The 19220-nt window shown below is 72.0% G+C and carries 18 protein-coding genes; 9 read left to right on the top strand and 9 right to left on the bottom strand.

Annotated features, from left to right (window positions below; translation table 11 throughout):
• The first annotated feature begins 388 nt into the window (after positions 1 to 388).
• On the top strand, positions 389 to 2671 hold the full coding sequence (locus tag IE134_RS28735) for a DEAD/DEAH box helicase (RefSeq protein WP_030716802.1): 2283 nt from the start codon (positions 389 to 391) through the stop codon (positions 2669 to 2671).
• A gap of 141 nt (positions 2672 to 2812) precedes the next feature.
• Entirely contained in the window at positions 2813 to 3670 is an 858-nt protein-coding gene (locus IE134_RS28730) for an alpha/beta fold hydrolase (RefSeq protein WP_030716804.1), read from the top strand.
• Between the two features lie 54 nt (positions 3671 to 3724).
• On the opposite strand, the gene IE134_RS28725 is transcribed toward IE134_RS28730, so the two are convergent.
• Complete coding sequence (locus IE134_RS28725; RefSeq protein ID WP_030716807.1) at positions 3725 to 4645, bottom strand: NYN domain-containing protein; 921 nt, start codon at positions 4643 to 4645, stop codon at positions 3725 to 3727.
• Between the two features lie 207 nt (positions 4646 to 4852).
• Here IE134_RS28725 and IE134_RS28720 point away from each other — a divergent pair, with 207 nt between their 5' ends.
• Entirely contained in the window at positions 4853 to 5005 is a 153-nt protein-coding gene (locus tag IE134_RS28720; protein WP_006127395.1) for a DUF8834 family protein, read from the top strand.
• Positions 5006 to 5088: 83 nt separating this feature from the next.
• Here IE134_RS28720 and IE134_RS28715 read toward each other — a convergent pair whose 3' ends face one another.
• The 3 genes from IE134_RS28715 to IE134_RS28705 form a co-directional block, all read right to left on the bottom strand.
• Positions 5089 to 5694: a MarC family protein gene (locus tag IE134_RS28715; protein ID WP_010061609.1), complete on the bottom strand. Its 606-nt coding sequence runs from the start codon at positions 5692 to 5694 to the stop codon at positions 5089 to 5091.
• A gap of 139 nt (positions 5695 to 5833) precedes the next feature.
• Positions 5834 to 6700, bottom strand: a complete 867-nt coding sequence (locus IE134_RS28710) for a PHP domain-containing protein (RefSeq protein ID WP_030716810.1) — start codon at positions 6698 to 6700, stop codon at positions 5834 to 5836.
• Positions 6701 to 6799: 99 nt separating this feature from the next.
• Positions 6800 to 7477, bottom strand: a complete 678-nt coding sequence (locus tag IE134_RS28705; protein ID WP_010061611.1) for a DUF6758 family protein — start codon at positions 7475 to 7477, stop codon at positions 6800 to 6802.
• A 166-nt stretch (positions 7478 to 7643) separates the two neighbouring features.
• Between IE134_RS28705 and IE134_RS28700 the strand changes: the two genes are divergently transcribed.
• Positions 7644 to 8882 carry an MFS transporter gene (locus tag IE134_RS28700; protein WP_030716813.1) on the top strand — a complete coding sequence of 413 codons (1239 nt, stop codon included), beginning with the start codon at positions 7644 to 7646 and terminating at the stop codon, positions 8880 to 8882.
• A 20-nt stretch (positions 8883 to 8902) separates the two neighbouring features.
• Here IE134_RS28700 and IE134_RS28695 read toward each other — a convergent pair whose 3' ends face one another.
• Positions 8903 to 9487 (bottom strand): suppressor of fused domain protein, encoded by a 585-nt coding sequence (locus IE134_RS28695; protein WP_030716815.1) that lies wholly within the window; start codon positions 9485 to 9487, stop codon positions 8903 to 8905.
• A 466-nt stretch (positions 9488 to 9953) separates the two neighbouring features.
• Here IE134_RS28695 and IE134_RS28690 point away from each other — a divergent pair, with 466 nt between their 5' ends.
• Positions 9954 to 11084, top strand: coding sequence for a magnesium and cobalt transport protein CorA (locus IE134_RS28690; RefSeq protein ID WP_030716818.1), 1131 nt, complete (start codon positions 9954 to 9956; stop codon positions 11082 to 11084).
• 51 nt (positions 11085 to 11135) lie between these two features.
• Positions 11136 to 11672, top strand: coding sequence for a hypothetical protein (locus IE134_RS28685; RefSeq protein WP_189432136.1), 537 nt, complete (start codon positions 11136 to 11138; stop codon positions 11670 to 11672).
• Between the two features lie 19 nt (positions 11673 to 11691).
• Here IE134_RS28685 and IE134_RS28680 read toward each other — a convergent pair whose 3' ends face one another.
• Positions 11692 to 12459, bottom strand: coding sequence for a hypothetical protein (locus tag IE134_RS28680; RefSeq protein ID WP_030716825.1), 768 nt, complete (start codon positions 12457 to 12459; stop codon positions 11692 to 11694).
• Positions 12460 to 12746: 287 nt separating this feature from the next.
• On the opposite strand from IE134_RS28680, the gene IE134_RS28675 reads away from it, so the two are divergent.
• Genes IE134_RS28675 through IE134_RS28665 form a run of 3 tightly spaced genes read left to right on the top strand, consistent with a single transcriptional unit; the run spans position 12747 to position 15757 of the window.
• Positions 12747 to 14033: a magnesium transporter MgtE N-terminal domain-containing protein gene (locus IE134_RS28675; RefSeq protein WP_030716828.1), complete on the top strand. Its 1287-nt coding sequence runs from the start codon at positions 12747 to 12749 to the stop codon at positions 14031 to 14033.
• Positions 14020 to 14580 (top strand): DUF1003 domain-containing protein, encoded by a 561-nt coding sequence (locus IE134_RS28670; RefSeq protein ID WP_030716831.1) that lies wholly within the window; start codon positions 14020 to 14022, stop codon positions 14578 to 14580. Before IE134_RS28675 ends, IE134_RS28670 begins: the two co-directional genes overlap by 14 nt.
• 43 nt (positions 14581 to 14623) lie before the next feature.
• Positions 14624 to 15757 carry an Mrp/NBP35 family ATP-binding protein gene (locus IE134_RS28665; protein ID WP_030716834.1) on the top strand — a complete coding sequence of 378 codons (1134 nt, stop codon included), beginning with the start codon at positions 14624 to 14626 and terminating at the stop codon, positions 15755 to 15757.
• A gap of 94 nt (positions 15758 to 15851) precedes the next feature.
• Here IE134_RS28665 and IE134_RS28660 read toward each other — a convergent pair whose 3' ends face one another.
• From IE134_RS28660 to IE134_RS28650, 3 genes are all read right to left on the bottom strand, one after another.
• On the bottom strand, positions 15852 to 16520 hold the full coding sequence (locus tag IE134_RS28660; RefSeq protein WP_030716836.1) for a hypothetical protein: 669 nt from the start codon (positions 16518 to 16520) through the stop codon (positions 15852 to 15854).
• A 125-nt stretch (positions 16521 to 16645) separates the two neighbouring features.
• The gene (locus IE134_RS28655) at positions 16646 to 17146 is read right to left on the bottom strand and encodes a sec-independent translocase (protein ID WP_030716837.1); all 501 of its coding nucleotides are present in this window, start codon (positions 17144 to 17146) and stop codon (positions 16646 to 16648) included.
• A gap of 131 nt (positions 17147 to 17277) precedes the next feature.
• A complete protein-coding gene (locus tag IE134_RS28650) occupies positions 17278 to 19140 on the bottom strand; it encodes a S1C family serine protease (protein WP_189432134.1) in 1863 nt (620 codons plus the stop codon).
• Between the last annotated feature and the right edge of the window lie 80 nt (positions 19141 to 19220).

Here is a 19220-nt window from a genome sequence, read left to right as displayed (position 1 = left end):
CGTTCCGATGAATTCGTCCAACACACATGCGAGAATCCGGGGTACAGTGGTATTGCGCTTACTGAGCACTGTGCTGTGCCAGAGGCGCGCCCTTGAATGAGGATGCCCGGTCGGAGGCCCGATCGGCTCCGACCCGACAGCCCTCCACGCGGTGCGTACGACACGTACGACTGCAGATGAGGGGCCCCCTCAGCGGCACGAGCGCTCGAGCGACGGCAGTGGTCCCGCGCCACCCGGCCCCACCACGGCCGGATGACCAACCCCGGCACGGTACGACCCCCAGCGTTCGCCTCGGACCGCGTCTCACAGAAGAGGCAGCACCCTGACTACGTTCCGCGACCTCGGCATTTTCCCCGAGACGGCCGAAGCCCTTGAGGCAGTCGGCATCATGTCCCCCTTCCCCATCCAGGAGCTGACGCTCCCCGTAGCCCTCTCCGGCTCCGACGTCATCGGCCAGGCCAAGACCGGCACCGGAAAGACGCTCGGCTTCGGTCTCCCGCTCCTGGAGCGCGTGACCGTCCCCGCCGACGTCGAGGCCGGGCGGGCCAAGCCCGAGCAGCTGACCGACGCGCCGCAGGCGCTCGTCGTCGTCCCCACCCGAGAGCTGTGCCAGCAGGTCACCAACGACCTGCTCACGGCCGGCAAGGTCCGTAACGTCCGCGTTCTCGCGATCTACGGCGGCCGGGCGTACGAGCCCCAGGTCGAGGCCCTCAAGAAGGGCGTCGACGTGATCGTCGGCACCCCGGGCCGTCTCCTGGACCTGGCGGGCCAGCGCAAGCTCGACCTCTCCCACATCCGCGGGCTCGTCCTCGACGAGGCCGACGAGATGTTGGACCTGGGCTTCCTGCCCGACGTCGAGCGCATCATCACGATGCTGCCGGCCAAGCGCCAGACGATGCTGTTCTCGGCCACCATGCCCGGTGCCGTCATCAGCCTCGCCCGCCGCTACATGTCGCAGCCGACGCACATCAACGCCACGTCGCCCGACGACGAGGGCACGACCGTGAAGAACACGGTCCAGCACGTCTACCGCGCCCACAACATGGACAAGCCGGAGATGCTCGCGCGCATCCTCCAGGCCGAGGGCCGCGGCCTGGCTATGATCTTCTGCCGGACGAAGCGCACGGCCGCCGACATCGCCGAGCAGCTGGAGAAGCGCGGCTTCGCCTCCGGCGCGGTCCACGGCGACCTCGGCCAGGGCGCCCGCGAGCAGGCGCTGCGCGCCTTCCGCAACGGCAAGGTCGACGTCCTGGTCTGCACCGACGTCGCCGCGCGTGGTATCGACGTCGAGGGTGTGACCCACGTCGTCAACTACCAGTCGCCGGAGGACGAGAAGACCTACCTCCACCGCATCGGCCGCACCGGCCGCGCGGGCGCCAAGGGCATCGCGATCACGCTGGTCGACTGGGACGACATCCCGCGCTGGCAGCTGATCAACAAGGCCCTGGACCTGAAGTTCCCGGACCCGCCGGAGACGTACTCCACCTCGCCGCACCTGTTCGAGGAGCTGGGCATCCCGGCGGGCACCAAGGGTGTTCTGCCGCGTGCCGACCGGACCCGTGCCGGTCTGCGGGCGGAGGAGGTCGAGGACCTCGGCGAGACCGGCGGCCGCGGCCGCAAGGCCGCCGCTGCGGCCCCGGCCCGTGAGGAGCGCGAGCCGCGCACCCGTACGCCGCGTCAGCGCCGCCGCACCCGTGGCGGAGCCGCTGCGGAGGCGGGCGCCGCGACGGTGCCCGCACCCGCCAAGGAGGCCGCCCCGGCCTCCCCGGCCGGTGACGAGGCCGCCGAGGCGCCGCGTACACCGCGCCGTCGCCGCCGTACGCGGGTCGGCACCCCCGAGGCCGTCGCCGAGGCGGCCGTGGCGGTCGCCGAGGCCCCGGCGGTTCCCGCCCCGGTGGCCGAGGCCGCACCCGTGGTCGAGGCCGCGCCCGTGGCCGAGCCGGTCGCGGAGCCGGTGGCGGAGACCAAGCCGCGCCGTCGTCGCAGCCGCGCCGCGGCGAAGCCGGTGGCCGAGGAGACGGCCGCACCCGTCGCAGCGGCTCCGGCCGCCCCGGCCCCGGTCGAGTTCCAGACCGTGGCCGTCGCGGCGGGTGTGATCGAGCCGGTCGCCGAGCCGAAGGCCGTCAAGCCGCGCCGTCGCACCCGGGTCGTGAAGCCGGCCGACGAGGTCGACTTCCAGATCGCCCCGGCCGCCGAGCCGGAGCCCGAGGTCAAGACGCGTCGCCGTCCGGCCCGCGCCACGAAGCCGAAGACGGAGTCGAAGGCGAAGGCCGAGCCCAAGGCGAAGGCTGAGCCCAAGGCCGAGTCCAAGGCCACCGAGTCCGCTCCGGCCGCCGAGCCGAAGGCCCGGGCGACCAGGGCGACGAAGTCCCGCGCCAAGGCGGAGACGGCGGAGCCCGCGGAGAAGAAGGCCACGGCGAAGGCGACCAAGGCCGCGTCGAAGGCCGTCGCCACCGAGCAGTCCGCCGTCGAGGCTCCGGCCGACGGGGCGGAGGCCAAGCCGCGCCGCCGCCGGGCCACCCGCAGCGTCACCTCGACCGCGACGCAGGAGGCCGCCGTGGTCTCCGCGGCCGAGGCCGTGGTGAGCGAGGCCGCCGCCGAGCCGAAGCCGCGTCGCCGCCGGGCGACCCGTCCTGCGGGCACCGCCTCGGTCACGGCGACCGAGAGCTGACGCTTCGGGCGACACCGCACGACAGGCACGACAACGGCCCCGGCCCCCGCACCGCGCGGGGGCCGGGGCCGTTCGCCGTCCCGTCGTCCGGAAGGCGGCCCGGGGGCGGCAGGCCCGGGGCGGCGGGGATAGCCTCGCCGTATGAGCCGCCCGCCCACCTTCGCCCCGCCGCCCTGCGCCCGCGCCCGTGTCCTGGCCACCGAGCGCGGCGACTTCGCCGTCCTGGATGCCGTGCCGCGTAACCCGGCCCGGGCCACCGCCCTGCTGCTGCCCGGATACACCGGCAGCAAGGAGGACTTCGTCGCCCTGCTGGAACCGCTGACCGGGGCGGGCTACCGGGTGGTCGCCGTGGACGGCCGGGGGCAGTTCGAGTCGCAGGGGACGGACCGTCAGGAGAGTTACGCCCAAGGCGAGTTGGCCCGGGACGTGCTGGCTCAGGCGGCGGCTCTGGGCGAGGGCCCCGGGGAGCTGCATCTGCTCGGGCACTCGCTCGGCGGTCAGATCGCCCGCGCCGCCGTCCTGTCGGACGCCTCCCCGTTCCGCTCGCTGACGCTGATGTCCTCGGGCCCCGCCGAGGTCGTCGCGGCCCAGCGGGACAAGGTGAAGATGCTGAGCGACGCGCTGTCCGTGCTGTCCATGGACGAGGTGTGGCAGGCGATGCAGGTGCTGGATCCCCCGCAGGACGCGGACACCGGCGACGGAGCGGACCTGCGCCGCCGCTGGCTGGCCCACAACCCGGCCCAGCTGATCGCCACCGGGGCCCAGTTGGCGGCCGAGCCGGACCGCGTGGACGAGCTGGCCGCCGTTGGACTGCCCGTCCATGTGCTGTCCGGGGAGCGCGACGACGTGTGGCCGGTGGAGCTGTTCGACGCCATGGCCCGGCGTCTCGGCGCCCGCCGCACCACGATCGCGGGCGCCGAGCACTCCCCCAACACCGCCCGCCCGCAGGAGACCGCGAAGGCGCTGGCCGCGTTCTGGGACGGCCTGCCGGCCGTCTGACGGGCTCCCCGCCGCCCGGCCCCGGGTCCGCACCCGCGAAGAAGGGCCGCCGCGTCAGTACTGCGCCTGCAGGTGCTGCCAGAAGCCGTCGCGGAGCGCCCGCCGCAGATGGGCGTGGCCGCGCAGCGAGTGCTGGAGCAGCCGCTCGGCCTCCACCAGGAGGTCCTGGTCGACGGAGCCCGGCAGGTAGGGGTGGCCCGGCAGCAGGTCGGCGAGGGATTCCCGGCCCCGGGCGGCGAGCCAGGCGGCCGCGATCTGCGCACCGACGAAGCGGACGTCCTCCCGGGAGGGGGCCGGGGTGTCGTCCTCGTACATGGTGACGGGCCGCCGGGTGACGTAGGGGCGGCAGAAGTCCAGGTCGAAGGTGCGCTGGCTGTCGACCTCCCAGAGCAGCGGCTCGGCCTGGTTGCGGCCCTCGCCGGCCTCGATGCCCCAGAGGTGGACGCGGGCCCCGTAGCCCTGGGCGGCCTCGACCGCCGAGACCAGGTCCTCGTCGCCGCCGACGAGCGCCGCGTCGCTGATGGCGCGGTGCCGGGCGAGGGATTCGAGGTCGGTGCGGATGAGGGAGTCGACGCCCTTCTGCTGGTTGTTGGCGTTGAGGTTGCCGAGCCGCACCTTGACGTCGGGGAGTTCGGCGATGGCCTGCTGCTCGGTGGTGTGGATACGGCGCCGGGCCCCGTCGTACCAGTAGACGCGCAGCAGCCTGCTGTCCGCGAAGATCGTGCGGGCCTTGTCGATGAAGGCCTCGATCAGCCCTTCGGCGTCGAGGTCGAAGGAGCGCCGGTCCTCGGTGCCGGTGACGAGCAGCCCGGCCGCGGCGTAGACATAGCCGGCGTCCACGAAGATGGCGTGCGTCGAGGGGGTCTTCGCCACCTCGACGAGCATGCGCTGGAGCAGCTCGTTGGTGCGGTCCAGGCGGGCGGCGAGGCCGGCTCCCCCGGTGCCGCCGATGAGCTGCGGGTCCGCCTCGTTCATGCGGACCTCATCGTCTGTGGTGGTGTGGCTACCGACGGGTATTTAGACATCCAAAAAATTTCCTTAGCGTAGGGAATGTTTGCCAGGGGCAACTCGTTGTCACCCTTGTGGAACGCGAGGGAAACCTCGCGTTCCTAGTCTTGCCGGTGGGACGCCCCACCGGCGCCAGTAGTTCTCCAGCAGGAGGATCAGACGAAGGGAAGCACTGTGCGCTTCGAAATCATGCGACTCGACGACGTCGACGGTACCGCCGTGGACAGCACCGTCGTGGACGCCGCCTCCGTCAACCGGATCGTGCAGCAGGCCGCGGCGACGGGCCAGCGCATCTACATCCGGCCGGCCGACAGTTCGGCCTCGTAACACCTGACGTTGTGAAGACGAGGCACCCCCGCACGGAACGTCCGTGCGGGGGTGCTGTGGCGTGCGGGGGCGCGAGCGGGGCCTCAGGAGTTCTGGATGACCTGGGTGACACCGTTGATGATCTGCTGGACGGCGATGGCGGAGAGCATCATGCCCGCGAGCCGGGTCACCAGCACCACGCCGCCGTCCTTGATCACGCGGATGATGACCAGCGAGTAGCGCATGGTCAGCCAGAGCACGACGTGCATGGCGACGATCGCGGACCACACCGAGAGCTGGCCGCCCACGCCGTCGGCGTGCTGCACCGCGAGGATGACCGAGACGATGGCTCCGGGCCCGGCCAGCAGCGGCATGCCCAGCGGTACGAGCGCCACGTTGACGTCCTTGGTCTGCGTCGGCTCGTCCGTCTTGCCGGTCAGCAGGTCGAGCGCGATGAGCAGCAGCAGGAGTCCGCCCGCGATCATCAGCGCGGGCACGGAGACATGCAGGTAGTCGAGGATCTGCTGACCGAGCAGACCGAAGACGGCGATCACGCCGAACGCGACCGTGACCGCCTGGAGCGCCATCTTGCGCTGCACCTTGGCGGGGCGGCCCGCGGTGAGGGCGAGGAAGATCGGCGTGATCCCGGGCGGGTCCATGATCACAAATAGGGTGAGAAAAAGGGATCCGAAGACAGCGACGTCGAACACAGTGAGCCTTGCGAGAGATGAGCGGGCGGTACGGAGGGGGCGCGGGTCCGGGCAGCGGGCGTCGCGGTGCGTCGGGCACGCGACGGTACGCACGGGGGCGCGGGGAGAGAAACGTGGTGCGGCGGAAGAGCTCGGGGCCTCAGCGGCGGACGGCTCCACCGGCGCCCGGCACCGGGAAGGCTCCGGTCGCGCGCCGGGTGATCTCGCCGTAGATCTCGGGATCGGTGGTGTACGCGCCGAGCTCGACGGTCTTCCGGCTGCCGTGGTAGTCGCTGGAGCCGGTCGTGAGCAGCCCCAGTTCGCGGGCGAGGCCGCGCAGCCGGGCCCGGGTGGGCTCGTCGTGGTCCATGTGGTCGACCTCGATGCCGTCGAGGCCCGCCTCCGCGAGGGCGACGATCGTGGACTCGGGGACGACCGCGCCGCGTTTCACCGCGCCCGGGTGGGCGAAGACGGCGACGCCGCCCGCCGCCTTCACCAGGCGGACGGCCTCGAAGGGGTCGAACTCGTGCTTCTCGGCGTACGCCCGGCCGCCGTTGCCCAGCCAGTCGGGCGTGAAGGCGTCGGAGACGGTGGGGACGACGCCGAGTTCGACGAGGGCGGCAGCGACGTGCGGGCGGCCGACCGAGCCGTCCCCGGCGATGCGGGCGACCTGCTCCCAGGTGATGGGGACGTCGAGGGCGCGCAGCTTGCGGACCATCTCCTGGGCGCGCGGCACCCGGTCGTCGCGGACGAGCTCCCGGGCGCGCTCCAGCTCGGCGTCGGCCGGGTCGAAGAGGTAGGCGAGCAGATGCATGCCCACGCCGTCGACGCGGCAGGAGAGTTCGGCGCCGGTGACGAGGGTGAGCCCCTCGGGCAGCGCGTCGATGGCCTGTTGGTGGCCGCCCACGGTGTCGTGGTCGGTGAGCGCGACGACGTCCAGACCCGCGGCGGCGGCGTTGGCGACCAGCTCGGCGGGGGTGTCCGTACCGTCCGACGCGGTGGAGTGGGTGTGCAGGTCGATACGCACGACGGCTGACTCCGGGGCTCGCGGGCGGACGGGGGACCGCTCAAGGATAACCGTCGCAGGCCAGGCCTCAGGCCGCGAAAGCGCCCTGCCCGACGTGATCTACCGCTCGCTCTTGCCCTGCCGGGGCGGCGCCTCCGGGGCGGTGAGCAGGCGCGGGGTGAGCGCGCCGCAGGGGACGAGGTCCACCTCTCCCCCGGCGTCCCGCAGATCGGTCAGGACGAGTTCGTCGTACATCAGGAGCCCCGACTGCTCCGGCCACAGGATCGCCCAGAGCCACAGGCCCCGCGCCTCGCCGGCGAACACGGCGCGGTCCTCCGGGGCGTTCCGGACGTGCCAGAGCGGGGTGGGGCGGCCGGCGGCATGGACCTTGGCGTCGGGGGCGGAGTCGACGTTCAGGTGGTGGCCGGGGTCGGGGCCCTCGATGCCGGCGTACCGGGCACCGAGTCCGACGCCGAGCTCCTCGGCGACGAGCAGCAGCTCGCCCATCCCGCCCAGCGGACCGGGTCCGGAGCAGGCCACGGCGCTCGCGCGTCCGCCGCTGCGGTCGTCGCCCGCACTGGCGGCCCCGGTGAACAGCCAGCCCACGGGGAGCGGCCAAGGCATCCAGACGGGGACCTGGGTGCGGTGCACCACGACGCCGAGCGCCTCGACGCTGGGCGGGACGACCGGCTGCATCGGGTGGACCTGGCCGTGCACGGAGCACTGCCAGGCGTCGGCGAAGAGACCGGGCGCCCTGACCCGGCCACCGCACTTCGGGCAACTGGGTTCGCCCCTCATAAGGACCAACCGTCCTCCCCGCCGGTCCTCCCGTCAAGGACGATCACCCGTCCGCAGCGTGGCCTTGAGCCGGGAAAGTAGATGTAGCTTGCATTTATTAGATTGTCTAACTTATTCTGTGCATAACGCATCGATCTGATGGGGCCGAGGAAGAAGGAGAGAGCCCATGCGGGAAGAGGATCCGTTCGACGAAGGAGCGACCGGAGGCGGCATCCTGCGCCAGCCGAAAGCCGTCTGGGCCACGGCGGGCGCCTCGGTCGTGGCCTTCATGGGGATCGGCCTGGTGGACCCGATCCTGCCGTCCATCGCCCAGGGGCTGAACGCCTCGGCGAGCCAGGTGTCGCTGCTGTTCACCTCGTACTTCCTGATCACCGCCTTCGCGATGCTGGTCACCGGCTTCGTCTCCAGCCGCATCGGCGGCCGCAAGACGCTGCTGGCCGGTCTCGCGCTCGTGATCGTCTTCGCCGCGCTCTCCGGCACCTCGTCCTCCGTCGCCGAACTCGTCGGCTTCCGGGCCGGCTGGGGCCTGGGCAACGCCCTCTTCGTCTCGACGGCCCTCGCGGTGATCGTCGGAGCGGCGGCGGGCGGCAGCGCGGCGGCGATCCTGCTGTACGAGTCGGCGCTCGGCCTCGGCATGGCGTGCGGGCCGCTGCTCGGCGCGCTGCTGGGGGACGCCAGCTGGCGCTACCCGTTCTTCGGTACGGCGGCGCTGATGGCGATCGGTTTCCTCTGCATCGCCGCGTTCCTCAAGGAGCAGCCGAAGCCCGCCGTCAAGACCTCACTGCTCGATCCCGTGAAGGCGCTGGGCCACGGTGGCCTGGCCTCGGTGGCTGCCTCGGCGTTCTTCTACAACTACGCCTTCTTCACGATCCTGGCCTTCACACCGTTCGTGCTGGACATGACCCCGTACAAGTCGGGCGCGGTCTTCTTCGCCTGGGGTCTGCTGCTCGCCGTCTTCTCCGTGCTGGTCGCCCCGCGCCTCCAGCGCCGCTTCGGCTCGCTCAAGGTGCTCGGGGGCTCGCTGGTGCTGCTCGCCGCCGACCTGCTGGTCCTCGGGTACGGCAGCCACACCACGGCGATCGTCGCCACGATCGTCTCCGGCGCGTTCATCGGCATGAACAACACCGTCTACACCGAACTGGCCCTCGGGGTCTCCGACGCCCCGCGCCCGGTGGCCAGCGCCGGTTACAACTTCGTCCGCTGGTTCGCCGCGGCGGCCGCCCCCTTCCTCGCCCCGAAGATCGAGGAGTGGACCGACATCCACGTCCCGTTCGTCGTCGCCGCGCTCGCCGCCCTCGCCGGAGCCGCCGTCGTGGGAGTACGGCGTACGGCCCTGACCCACGAGGCCGAGGAGCTGGAGCCGGTCCACGCGATGGAGGACAGCGTGACGGTGTTCGCCGACTGACGCCTCCTCAGGGGGACCGGTCAGTCCAGCGGTACGGACGTGCGCAGCGGGTCGCGCAGGTCCGTACCGTGCGTCAGCCACCGCTCCTGGAGCTCCTGCGCGCCGCGCACCCGCTTCCAGGCGGCCTCGTTGTGCGTCATCGGCAGCAGCGGCAGGAAGCGCACCGGCTCCATCGGCTCGTCCAGCTCCAGGTCCTCCACCAGACCGCCGGACTCCGCGACCAGCACCGAGGTGAACGGCGCCCCGGTCCACAGCGGCTCCCCCAGGTCCAGCGAGGCGCCCGGGGCCACGATCAGCCCCTCGACCTGCGGGGAGGCGGCCAGCACGGCCAGCGGGCGCAGCACCTGGTCGGTGTCGGCGAGCCCGCCCCGTACGGAGAGGACCAGCTCGGCGCGGGGGCCCTTCACCGGGTCGGCGAGCGGGGAGGTGGGATCGGCCATCGGCGCGCCCGACATGCCGAGCGTCGCGTAGCGCACGATGTCGCCGTCGAGGAAGCGCAGCACCTCGATGCGGTCCGTGCCGAGGAACGTGACATCGGCGCGGGCGTCCGGTTCCCCGAGGGCGGAACGGAGCCGGGCCTCGACCAGCGCGAGAATTTCTGCCATGCGGCGAGCATAGATCGCGTAGTGAATGGGCAAAGTACGGGATTGGGCCTTGAGCGGCTGATAGCCTGGCCGCCGGTCGGGACAGCACGCAGAAGCGTCGCTCTTCTTCGTCCCGACGACACGTCGTCCCCCACGGGGGACCGGCCGGAGGAGGTGGGGACTGCTATGGATCCAAGTCGACCGTGCAGTACCGACCGCTCTTCCGAGCCTCACCTTTCCCGCTGATCCGACACTTCTCGTCGGTCGCCCGGGCCGACATCGCCGTCGTGTCCGGACGACTCCCCGACAGCGGTTCGCGTGACGGAAGAGCCCTTCGTTCCTGCCTGCCTGTAGCGCATTTTGCCTGTCTGTAGCGAACGCCGTCATCGCGCCCGCGCGGTGGAGCCCGCTTTGCGGACGTGAGCCCACGTCCCCATTCCGGGCTGTTCCACGCCCTCGCCGACGGCCCTCCGTGAAGGAGCCAGCCATGTCGATGATCCGTGACCTGCGCGCCGCCGTGCGCCCGTCCTCCCTGCGCCCGTCCCTCCGTAAGAACAGCGCCCCTTACAGCGCGTACGACACCACCCGCGACCCGTCCGCCTCCAGCGCCGTCGTCGACTGCGCGGTCTACCGCGACGGCCGCCGGCTGGTGACGCCCGCCACCCCGACCCCGCACGAGGCGATGCTCCAGGTGCGGGAGGAGGGCGGCTTCGCCTGGATCGGTCTGCACGAGCCGACGGAGGCCGAATTCGCGGGTATCGCCCGGGAGTTCGGACTGCACCCGCTGGCGGTGGAGGACGCCGTCCACGCCCACCAGCGGCCCAAGCTGGAGCGGTACGACGACACGCTGTTCACCGTCTTCAAGACGATCCACTACGTGGAGCACGCCGAACTGACCGCGACCAGCGAGGTCGTGGAGACCGGTGAGGTGATGTGCTTCACCGGCCGGGACTTCGTCATCACCGTCCGGCACGGCGGCCAGGGCTCCCTGCGCGCCCTGCGCCACCGCCTCCAGGACGATCCGGAGCTGCTCGCCAAGGGACCGTCCGCCGTGCTGCACGCCATCGCCGACCATGTGGTGGACGGGTACATCGCGGTGGCCGAGGCCGTGCAGGACGACATCGACGAGGTCGAGATCGATGTCTTCTCCACCCCGGCGAAGGGCTCCGCACGCGGCTCCGACGCGGGCCGGATCTACCAACTCAAGCGCGAGGTGCTGGAGTTCAAGCGGGCCGTGTCCCCGCTGCTGCGGCCCATGCAGCTGCTGAGCGAGCGTCCGATGCGGCTCATCGACCCCGACATCCAGAAGTACTTCCGCGATGTCGCCGACCACCTCGCCCGGGTCCAGGAAGAGGTCCTCGGCTTCGACGAGCTGCTGAACTCGATCCTCCAGGCCAATCTGGCGCAGGCGACGGTCACGCAGAACGAGGACATGCGCAAGATCACCTCCTGGGCGGCGATCATCGCCGTGCCGACCATGATCTGCGGGGTCTACGGCATGAACTTCGACTACATGCCGGAGCTGGAGTGGAAGTTCGGCTATCCGCTGGTGCTCGGCGTCATCGGGGTGGTCTGTTTCTCGATCCACCGCATCCTCAAGCGCAACGGCTGGCTGTGAGCACGGCCCGATCTGGACGAGAAGCCTTGAGGCCCGTCTAAGCTCGCCCCCATGACTGACGCCGCCGCGACCGACGCCGCCGCCGGCCTGCTGGAGCGGGCCCTCGCCGAGGAGGCCACCAAGAAGTCGGGCCTGGTCTGGGTCCGGGGCTCCGGGCCCGCCCGTGCCGTCTGGCACGTCTGGCACGAGGGCGCGGCGCTCCTGGTCGGCGGCGGCCCCGGCGAGCAGCCGCTGCCGGAGGGCCTGGCCGACGGGGGCCGCGCCGAGGTGACCGTACGCAGCAAGGACAAGGGCGGCCGGATCGTCGCCTGGAGTGCGGCGGTACGTTTCCTGGCGCCGCGCTCCGAGGAGTGGGAGGCGGCGGTCGCCGAGCTGAAGGGCAAGCGGCTGAACGCGCCGGACGCCGAGGAGATGCCCGAGCGGTGGGCGCGCACGTGCACGGTGGTGCGGCTGACGCCCGAGGCGGTGAGCACCGCGCTGCCGGACACCTCGCTGGCGGCCGTTCCGCTGCCGACCGCGGCCGCCACCCGGGAGCCCGTCCCGGCAGCGGTCCCCCGGCTGCTGCTGAAGCGCCGCCGGAAGGGCTGAGCGGGGCCGGGCCCGGGGCTCAGCCGGAGGACTTGGGGAGCTGGCCGCCGTAGTCGACGGTGTCGTCCTTCTCGGGGGCCGCCAGCGGGAAGGCCTGACCCCAGTCGGCCAGCGAGACCGTTCCCCCGCCGCCGCCGCGGGCCACCCGTACCGGATACGGCTCCTTCTCCAGCGAGACGTCGAAGGCCCCGCCCTCCCCCTTGCCGCCGAGGATCTGGATGGTGCGCTGCCCGGCGACCGTGTCCCGGCCGCCCTTGTTGAGCGTGCCGTGGAGCGCGAGGAGCCCGTCGAGCAGGACCTTCTTGTCGGTGAAACCGCGCAGCAGGCGGTAGCTGGGGTCGCCCTCGGGGACCTTCACGTATTTGCCGCCCAGCTTGTCGGCGGCCGCCGCGTCGGCGGTCTCGCTCTCGCCCCCGCTGCCCTCATGGGTCCAGAACTCGGCGGGCGCCTTGAGGTACAGCTCGTCTTCGACCCGCAGCAGCGCGAAGCTCTGCTTCTTCGAAGTCACCGAGCCCATGCCGCCCTCGGCGTTGAGCTTCATGTCCAGCTCGTAGGTGCCGCCCTTGCTGACGAGCGTGCCCGACAGGCGTACGGCGCTGGCCGCGTCGGCCGCCGCTCTGGCCTTCTTGTCGATCTGGGCGGCGGAGAGTTTGGCGACGCCGTTGGTCCCCTTGTCCGGGTCCTCCTCCGTGCCGCAGGCGGCCAGGGCCACGGTGAGCCCTCCGCACAGCACGAGAGCGAGGGCGGTCCGGCGATGGTTCCGCACGGCCGGGGCAAAAGAGGTCACGGGCGCACTGCCTCTCCACTGCGATCGGGGGTAGCAGACGGCAGCGTACCCGGGGAGCGCGCACCGTCCGGCAGCCAGCCGTACGGACGGGTCCGCCGGGGCGCGGCACGGCGGTACGGGCTAGCCTGATCCCGGCGTACCGGCGAAATCCGCTGGTCGGCGACGGCGGACCGGGACGGTCGGGGACGCACGGCCACGGACCGGACGAAACGGTTCCGGTCGGATGACGAACCGGTTCCCGCCGGATACGGGACCACACGGACACGGACGGACGAAGGAGGCGTCGGATGGCGGCGGTCACCCCCAGGGTCTTCGTCTCGCACCTGTCCGGGGTGCCCGTCTTCGACCCCAACGGCGACCAGGTCGGCCGGGTCCGCGACCTGGTGGCGATGTTGCGGGTCGGCGGACGTCCGCCGCGCATCCTGGGCCTGGTGGTCGAGGTGATCAGCCGCCGCCGGATCTTCCTGCCGATGACCCGGGTGACGGGCGTCGAGTCCGGCCAGGTCATCACCACCGGCGTCGTCAACATGCGGCGCTTCGAACAGCGGCCCACCGAGCGGCTCGTCCTCGGCGAGTTCCTGGACCGGCGGGTCCGGCTGGTGGAAGACGACGAGGAGGTCACCGTCCTGGACGTGGCCATCCAGCAGCTGCCGGCCCGCCGCGACTGGGAGATCGACAAGTACTTCGTCCGCAAGGGGCGCGGCGGGGCGCTGCGCCGCAAGGGCGAGACGCTGACGGTGGAGTGGTCGGCGGTGAGCGGCTTCTCCCTGGAGGAGCACGGGCAGGGCGCGGAGAACCTGGTCGCCACGTTCGAGCGGCTGCGGCCCACCGACGTGGCCAACGCCCTGCACCACCTCTCGCCCAAGCGCCGGGTGGAGGTGGCCGCGGCCCTGGACGACGACCGGCTCGCCGACGTCCTGGAGGAGCTGCCCGAGGACGACCAGGTGGAGATCATCGGCAAGCTCGCCGAGGAACGGGCCGCCGACGTCCTGGAGGCGATGGACCCCGACGACGCGGCGGACCTGCTCTCGGAGCTGCCGGAGGACGACAAGGAACGGCTGCTGGCGCTGATGCGGCCGGACGACGCCGCCGACGTACGCCGCCTGATGTCGTACGAGGAGCGCACGGCGGGCGGTCTGATGACGACCGAGCCGATCGTGCTGCGCCCGGACGCCACGGTGGCGGACGCGCTGGCCCGGGTGCGGCAGGCGGACCTGTCGCCCGCGCTGGCCGCGCAGGTGTACGTGTGCCGCTCGCCCGACGAGACCCCCACGGGCAAGTACCTGGGCACGGTGCACTTCCAGCGGCTGCTGCGCGATCCGCCGTTCACCCTGGTCAGCTCGATCGTGGACAGCGATCTGGTGCCGCTGCGGCCGGACACCCCGCTGCCGCTGGTCACCAGCTATCTGGCGGCGTACAACATGGTGTCGGCCCCGGTCGTGGACGAAAGCGGTTCGCTGCTGGGCGCGGTGACCGTGGACGACGTCCTGGACCATCTGCTGCCGGACGACTGGCGCGAGACGGACCTGACGGATCTGCACGGGGAGGAGGGGGTCGATCGTGGCGGGCGATGAGCGGGCCAAGGCGTCCTCGACCGGTTCCTCCGGTCTGGTGCGGCCCCCGCGCACCCGGCTGGACCAGCCGAAGGCGCCGCGCCGGCGGCTGCTGCCGGAGTACGACCCGGAGGCGTTCGGCCGGTTCTCGGAGCGGATCGCGCGCTTCCTCGGGACCGGGCGGTTCATCGTCTGGATGACGCTGATCATCATCCTCTGGGTGCTCTGGAACATCTTCGCGCCCAAGGACCTGCGGTTCGACCAGTACCCGTTCATCTTCCTGACGCTGATGCTCTCGCTCCAGGCCTCGTACGCCGCGCCGCTGATCCTCCTCGCGCAGAACCGGCAGGACGACCGCGACCGGGTCACGCACGAGCAGGACCGCAAGCAGAACGAGCGCTCCATCGCCGACACCGAATACCTGACGCGGGAGATCGCGGCCCTGCGGATGGGCCTGGGCGAGGTCGCCACCCGGGACTGGATCCGCTCGGAGCTCCAGGACATGGTGAAGGACATGGAGGAGCGGCAGGTGCTGTTCCCGGCCGAGAGTGACGAAGGCGACCGCTGACGGGCTACCCGTCCGTAGGCCCGCGCGCCGTAACATCGTCTGTATGGCTACGGAAGACGCGGTGCTTGAGGCACTGTCGACAGTGAACGACCCGGAGATCCACCGCCCGATCACCGAGCTGGGCATGGTGAAATCGGTCGAGATCGATCCTGACGGTGTAGTCGCTGTCACGGTGTATCTCACGGTCTCCGGCTGCCCGATGCGCGACACGATCACCCGGAACGTGACCGACGCGGTCGCCCGGGTCGAGGGCGTCTCGCGGGTCGACGTGACCCTCGACGTCATGAGCGACGAACAGCGCAAGGACCTGGCGAGCTCGCTGCGCGGCGGCACCGCCGAGCGCGAGGTGCCCTTCGCCCAGCCCGGCTCGCTGACCCGGGTGTACGCGGTCGCCTCCGGCAAGGGCGGCGTCGGCAAGTCCTCGGTGACGGTGAACCTCGCCGCGGCGATGGCGGCCGACGGGCTGAAGGTGGGCGTCGTGGACGCCGACATCTACGGGCACAGCGTGCCCCGGATGCTCGGCGCGGACGGCAAGCCCACCCAGGTCGAGAACATGATCATGCCGCCGTCCTCGCACGGCGTGAAGGTCATCTCCATCGGCATGTTCACCCCGGGCAACGAGCCCGTGGTGTGGCGCGGTCCCATGCTGCACCGGGCGCTCCAGCAGTTCCTCGCCGATGTGTACTGGGGCGACCTGGACGTCCTGCTGCTCGACCTGCCGCCGGGCACCGGCGACATCGCCATCTCGGTGGCGCAGCTCGTGCCGGGCGCCGAGATCCTCGTCGTCACGACCCCGCAGCAGGCGGCGGCCGAGGTCGCCGAGCGGGCCGGCTCGATCGCCGTGCAGACCCACCAGAAGATCGTCGGCGTGGTGGAGAACATGTCGGGCATGCCGTGCCCGCACTGCGACGAGATGGTCGACGTGTTCGGCTCGGGCGGCGGCGCGCGGGTCGCGGAGGGCCTGACCCGCACGATCGGCGCCGAGGTGCCGGTGCTCGGCGCGATCCCGATCGACCTGCGGCTGCGCGAGGGCGGCGACGAGGGCAAGCCGGTCGTCCTGTCCGACCCCGACTCCCCGGCCGGCAGCGCGCTGCGCTCGATCGCGGCGAAGCTGGGCGGCCGTCAGCGCGGTCTGTCGGGCATGTCGCTGGGGATCACCCCGCGCAACAAGTTCTGACCCACCGGGTCGGTACACACGGACGACAGGGCGGGCCGGTGGTCATCCGGCCCGCCCTGTCGCGTGCTGGTCGTGCTTCCAGCTCCCGCCGTCGTTACGCGTACGTCCCGATGTCCTTGATGACTGCGAAGCCGAGGCCGTACGCGCTCATCCCCCGGCCGTACGCCCCGATGTGCACGCCCTCGTGGGCGGACCCGGCGAGGACCCAGCCGAACTCGGACTCGCGGTAGTGGAACTCCACCGGAACCCCGTCCACCGGCAGGGAGAGCGTCGTCCAGGGCGCGCTGCCGAGGTCGTCGGCGAGGGTGAACGCCGTCTCGGTCTGCTGGTCCAGCCAGTCGTCGCGCAGGGTGTGGTCCATCTGCGGCGGCCAGGTGTACGCCAGCAGGCCGGAGCCCGCGAGCCAGGCCGCCGAGGACACCGTGGTGGCGTCCAGCACGCCCGTACCGTCACCGCTGCGCCGCACGGGGCTAGCGGCCACCGTGATCACCGCGGCGAACCGCTCCTTGTCGGCGGAGCCGTCCGACTTCACCGACGGCTCGTCACCGTGCCCCGTCGCTCCGTGCTGCACGGTGCCGTCGGCCGCGGTGCCGACCTGCATCAGCCAGCGCGGGCCCGTGAAGGCTTCGTCCAGCCCGTACCAGGGGAAGGTCGCCGCCCGGTAGCCGTCGGCGGCCTTCCGGGCCGCCGGGGCCTCCTGCGGCTCCTCCGCCGTGGCCGTGCCCGGGACACCGTCCGTATCAATCCGACTCGTCGTCTCCATGTGCGCGGCCGCTCCTCGATCGGTCAGGATCCGGAGCTGCCCGCCCCCCGCGGGCTTGGGCGTCCTCGCAACCGGACAGATGGAGAATAGCGATACCGTCCGGACGAGTCGGGATTGACCGGGGCTCAGGTGGCGTCGGAGTCGAACGGCGGGCGCTCGGGCTGAGCTGGCGAAGGAGCCTTCTTCAGCAGGTCAGGAGCGGTGTCGCCGGTCTTGGTCAGGCTGGTGGAGGGGGTGCCGGACGACGCGCCCGCAGAGCCGTTCGCCGCACTGTTGGCGGTATCGGACGCGGCCGGGGTCCGGCCGTTGACCGCGTCGGTGACGTCGGCCAGATCCTTGCGCAGGTCGAAGCTCTCGCGGATCTCCTTCAGCCCCAGGTCGTCGTTGCCGTCCATCAGCTGCTTGCGGACGAACGTCTTGGGGTTGAGGTCCTCGAACTCGAAGTCCTTGAACTGCGGGCCCAGCTCGGTGCGGATGTCTTCCTTGGCGCTGTCCGAGAACTCGCGGATCTTGCGAATGGTGCGCGTGACGTCCTGGATCAGCTTGGGCAGCTTGTCGGGGCCGAAGACCAGCACGGCCAGCACCCCGAGCGTCAGCAGCTCCAGTGCGCCGATGTCATTGAACACCTTGTTGCTCCTCGTGTTCTCCGCGTGTTCTCCGTGCGATCGCGGCCCGGGTCCCCCTGCTGCCCGGACCGGTCAAAGGTACCTGTCGAAGGTGTCCGGGCGGTACCTCGCGGTGGCGCTCACATGCCGGATCACGTGCCGCTCGCCGAACCGAGCTTCAGGGTCACGGTCCGTTCCTCGCCGCCGCGGGTCAGCTTGAGGTCGAGATCGTCGCCGGGGCGGTGGGCCCGGATCTTCACGATCAGCTCCTCGCCGCTGTGCACACGCTGGCCCTCGACCTGCGTGATGACGTCGCCGGACTTGATGCCCGCCTTGTCCGCGGGGCCGTCCTTGGCGACGGCGGGCCCGCCGTCGGCGCCCTTCGTGCCGACCTTGGCCCCGTCGCCGGTGTACTTCATGTCCAGCGTGACGCCGATCACCGGGTGGGTGGCCTTGCCGGTGCTGATCAGCTCCTCGGCGACGCGCTTGCCCTGGTTGATGGGTATCGCGAAGCCGAGGCCGATGGAGCCGGACTGGCCGCCGGACTCGGGGCCTCCGCCGCTGTCGGCGGCGCGGATGGCGCTGTTGATGCCGATGACGTGGGCCTGGGAGTCGACGAGGGGGCCGCCGGAGTTGCCCGGGTTGATCGGGGCGTCGGTCTGGAGGGCGTCGACGTAGCTGATGTCGCTGCCGTCGCCCTTCTCGCCGCCCGCGGTGATCGGCCGCTGCTTGGCGCTGATGATGCCCGAGGTCACCGTGTTGGACAGGTCGAAGGGGGCGCCGATGGCCACCACGGGGTCGCCGACCCGGACGTTGTCGGAGTTGCCCAGGGGCAGGGGCTTGAGGCCGGAGACCCCGCGGACGCGGACGACCGCGAGGTCGTAGCCGCTGTCCTTGCCGACGAGCTCGGCGGAGGCCGTCTCCCCGGTGCTGAACGTGACGGTGATGTCGCCGCTGGATCCGGCCGGGGCGACGACGTGGTTGTTGGTGAGGATGTGGCCCTGGCCGTCGAGGACGAAGCCGGTGCCGGTGCCGGACTCGGCGGTGCCGCTGACATGCAGGGTGACCACGCTGGGCAGGGCGCTGGCGGCGATGCCGGCGACGCTGTCGGGGGCCCGGTCGCCGTTGTCGCGGCCCGCCTGGGGCAGTTCGACGGTGGTCAGCCCGCCGTTGCGCTCGATGTACGCGCCGACTCCGCCGCCGATGCCGCTGGCGACCAGGGCCAGCAGGAGCACCCCCACGAAGGCCCCGCCGCGCCGCTTCTTCTTCCGCCCGGGCTCGGCGCCCTCGGGGGGACCGGGCCGGGTGAACGGCTGCCCCGGAGCGCCCCAGGGGTCGTACTGGAGCCACTGCGTCTGCTGGTGCTGCTGGCCAGGGGCCTGGTGAGCGGGCTGCTGCCCGTGCGCGGCCGTGTGCTGGGCGTTCGCGTGGGGCTGGGGCGGCGGTGCGTAGGTGTCCGTGGGCGCGGGGTGCGGTGGCGTGAAGCCGTCGGCGGGCGCGGGATGCGGGGCAGCGAAGCCCCCTACGGGCTGGGGGTGCAGGGGCGTGTGGCCGTCGGCGGGCGCGGGATGCGGTGCGGGGGCCGACGGCGGGACCGTAATTCCGGCGCCGTTCGTCGCGGGGTACTGCGGGGACGGCCCTCCGGCCCCCGGCGGTACGACGGTGCCGTGGGCCGGGGTCGGCCGCTGCACCGGCGGGGCGGGCGCCCAGGGACCGGGACCGCCGTAGGGCGGGGTGCTGTACTCGTCGGGCTCGTGCAGCGGCTGCCCGGACGGCCGGGGCCGCGGAATCTCCTGCCCGCCGGGCTCGTCGGCCGGGGCGGGAGCCTGGTCCTGGACAGCCGATGCCACAGCGGAGTCAGGCGCGGGCGGCGCCTGGTCCGGGGCAGCGGGGGCCGGGGCGGCGCCCGCCGGGGCCGGGGCCGGGCCGCTCGCCGCCTCCGGGTGGGCGGCACGCCTCGCCGTGGGGCGGCTCCACCACTTCGCCTGCGGCCCGGTGGGCTTCCCGTCGTCCATGCTCTCCCCGCAACTGGCCTCTGTCGTACGCCCCCCCAGAGGCGTCCCTCACCGGAATTCAACCAGGTTTGCGAAACCCT

The sequence above is a fragment of the Streptomyces rubiginosohelvolus genome, from assembly GCF_014649875.1.
Classification (GTDB): domain Bacteria; phylum Actinomycetota; class Actinomycetes; order Streptomycetales; family Streptomycetaceae; genus Streptomyces; species Streptomyces rubiginosohelvolus.
The sequence above is the reverse complement of the archived record's forward strand: the minus strand, read 5'-3'. Positions and strand labels throughout refer to the sequence as shown.

What these genes read in the sequence shown, in the direction of transcription:
- IE134_RS28695 (WP_030716815.1), bottom strand. Translation starts at nt 9,487, where the DNA reads ATGGCAGAAATTCTCGCGCTGGTCGAGGCCCGGCTCCGTTCCGCCCTC.
- IE134_RS28730 (WP_030716804.1), top strand. Translation starts at nt 2,813, where the DNA reads ATGAGCCGCCCGCCCACCTTCGCCCCGCCGCCCTGCGCCCGCGCCCGT.
- IE134_RS28700 (WP_030716813.1), top strand. Translation starts at nt 7,644, where the DNA reads ATGCGGGAAGAGGATCCGTTCGACGAAGGAGCGACCGGAGGCGGCATC.
- IE134_RS28650 (WP_189432134.1), bottom strand. Translation starts at nt 19,140, where the DNA reads ATGGACGACGGGAAGCCCACCGGGCCGCAGGCGAAGTGGTGGAGCCGC.
- IE134_RS28690 (WP_030716818.1), top strand. Translation starts at nt 9,954, where the DNA reads ATGTCGATGATCCGTGACCTGCGCGCCGCCGTGCGCCCGTCCTCCCTG.
- IE134_RS28660 (WP_030716836.1), bottom strand. Translation starts at nt 16,520, where the DNA reads ATGGAGACGACGAGTCGGATTGATACGGACGGTGTCCCGGGCACGGCC.
- IE134_RS28665 (WP_030716834.1), top strand. Translation starts at nt 14,624, where the DNA reads ATGGCTACGGAAGACGCGGTGCTTGAGGCACTGTCGACAGTGAACGAC.
- IE134_RS28685 (WP_189432136.1), top strand. Translation starts at nt 11,136, where the DNA reads ATGACTGACGCCGCCGCGACCGACGCCGCCGCCGGCCTGCTGGAGCGG.
- IE134_RS28705 (WP_010061611.1), bottom strand. Translation starts at nt 7,477, where the DNA reads ATGAGGGGCGAACCCAGTTGCCCGAAGTGCGGTGGCCGGGTCAGGGCG.
- IE134_RS28735 (WP_030716802.1), top strand. Translation starts at nt 389, where the DNA reads ATGTCCCCCTTCCCCATCCAGGAGCTGACGCTCCCCGTAGCCCTCTCC.
- IE134_RS28725 (WP_030716807.1), bottom strand. Translation starts at nt 4,645, where the DNA reads ATGAACGAGGCGGACCCGCAGCTCATCGGCGGCACCGGGGGAGCCGGC.
- IE134_RS28675 (WP_030716828.1), top strand. Translation starts at nt 12,747, where the DNA reads ATGGCGGCGGTCACCCCCAGGGTCTTCGTCTCGCACCTGTCCGGGGTG.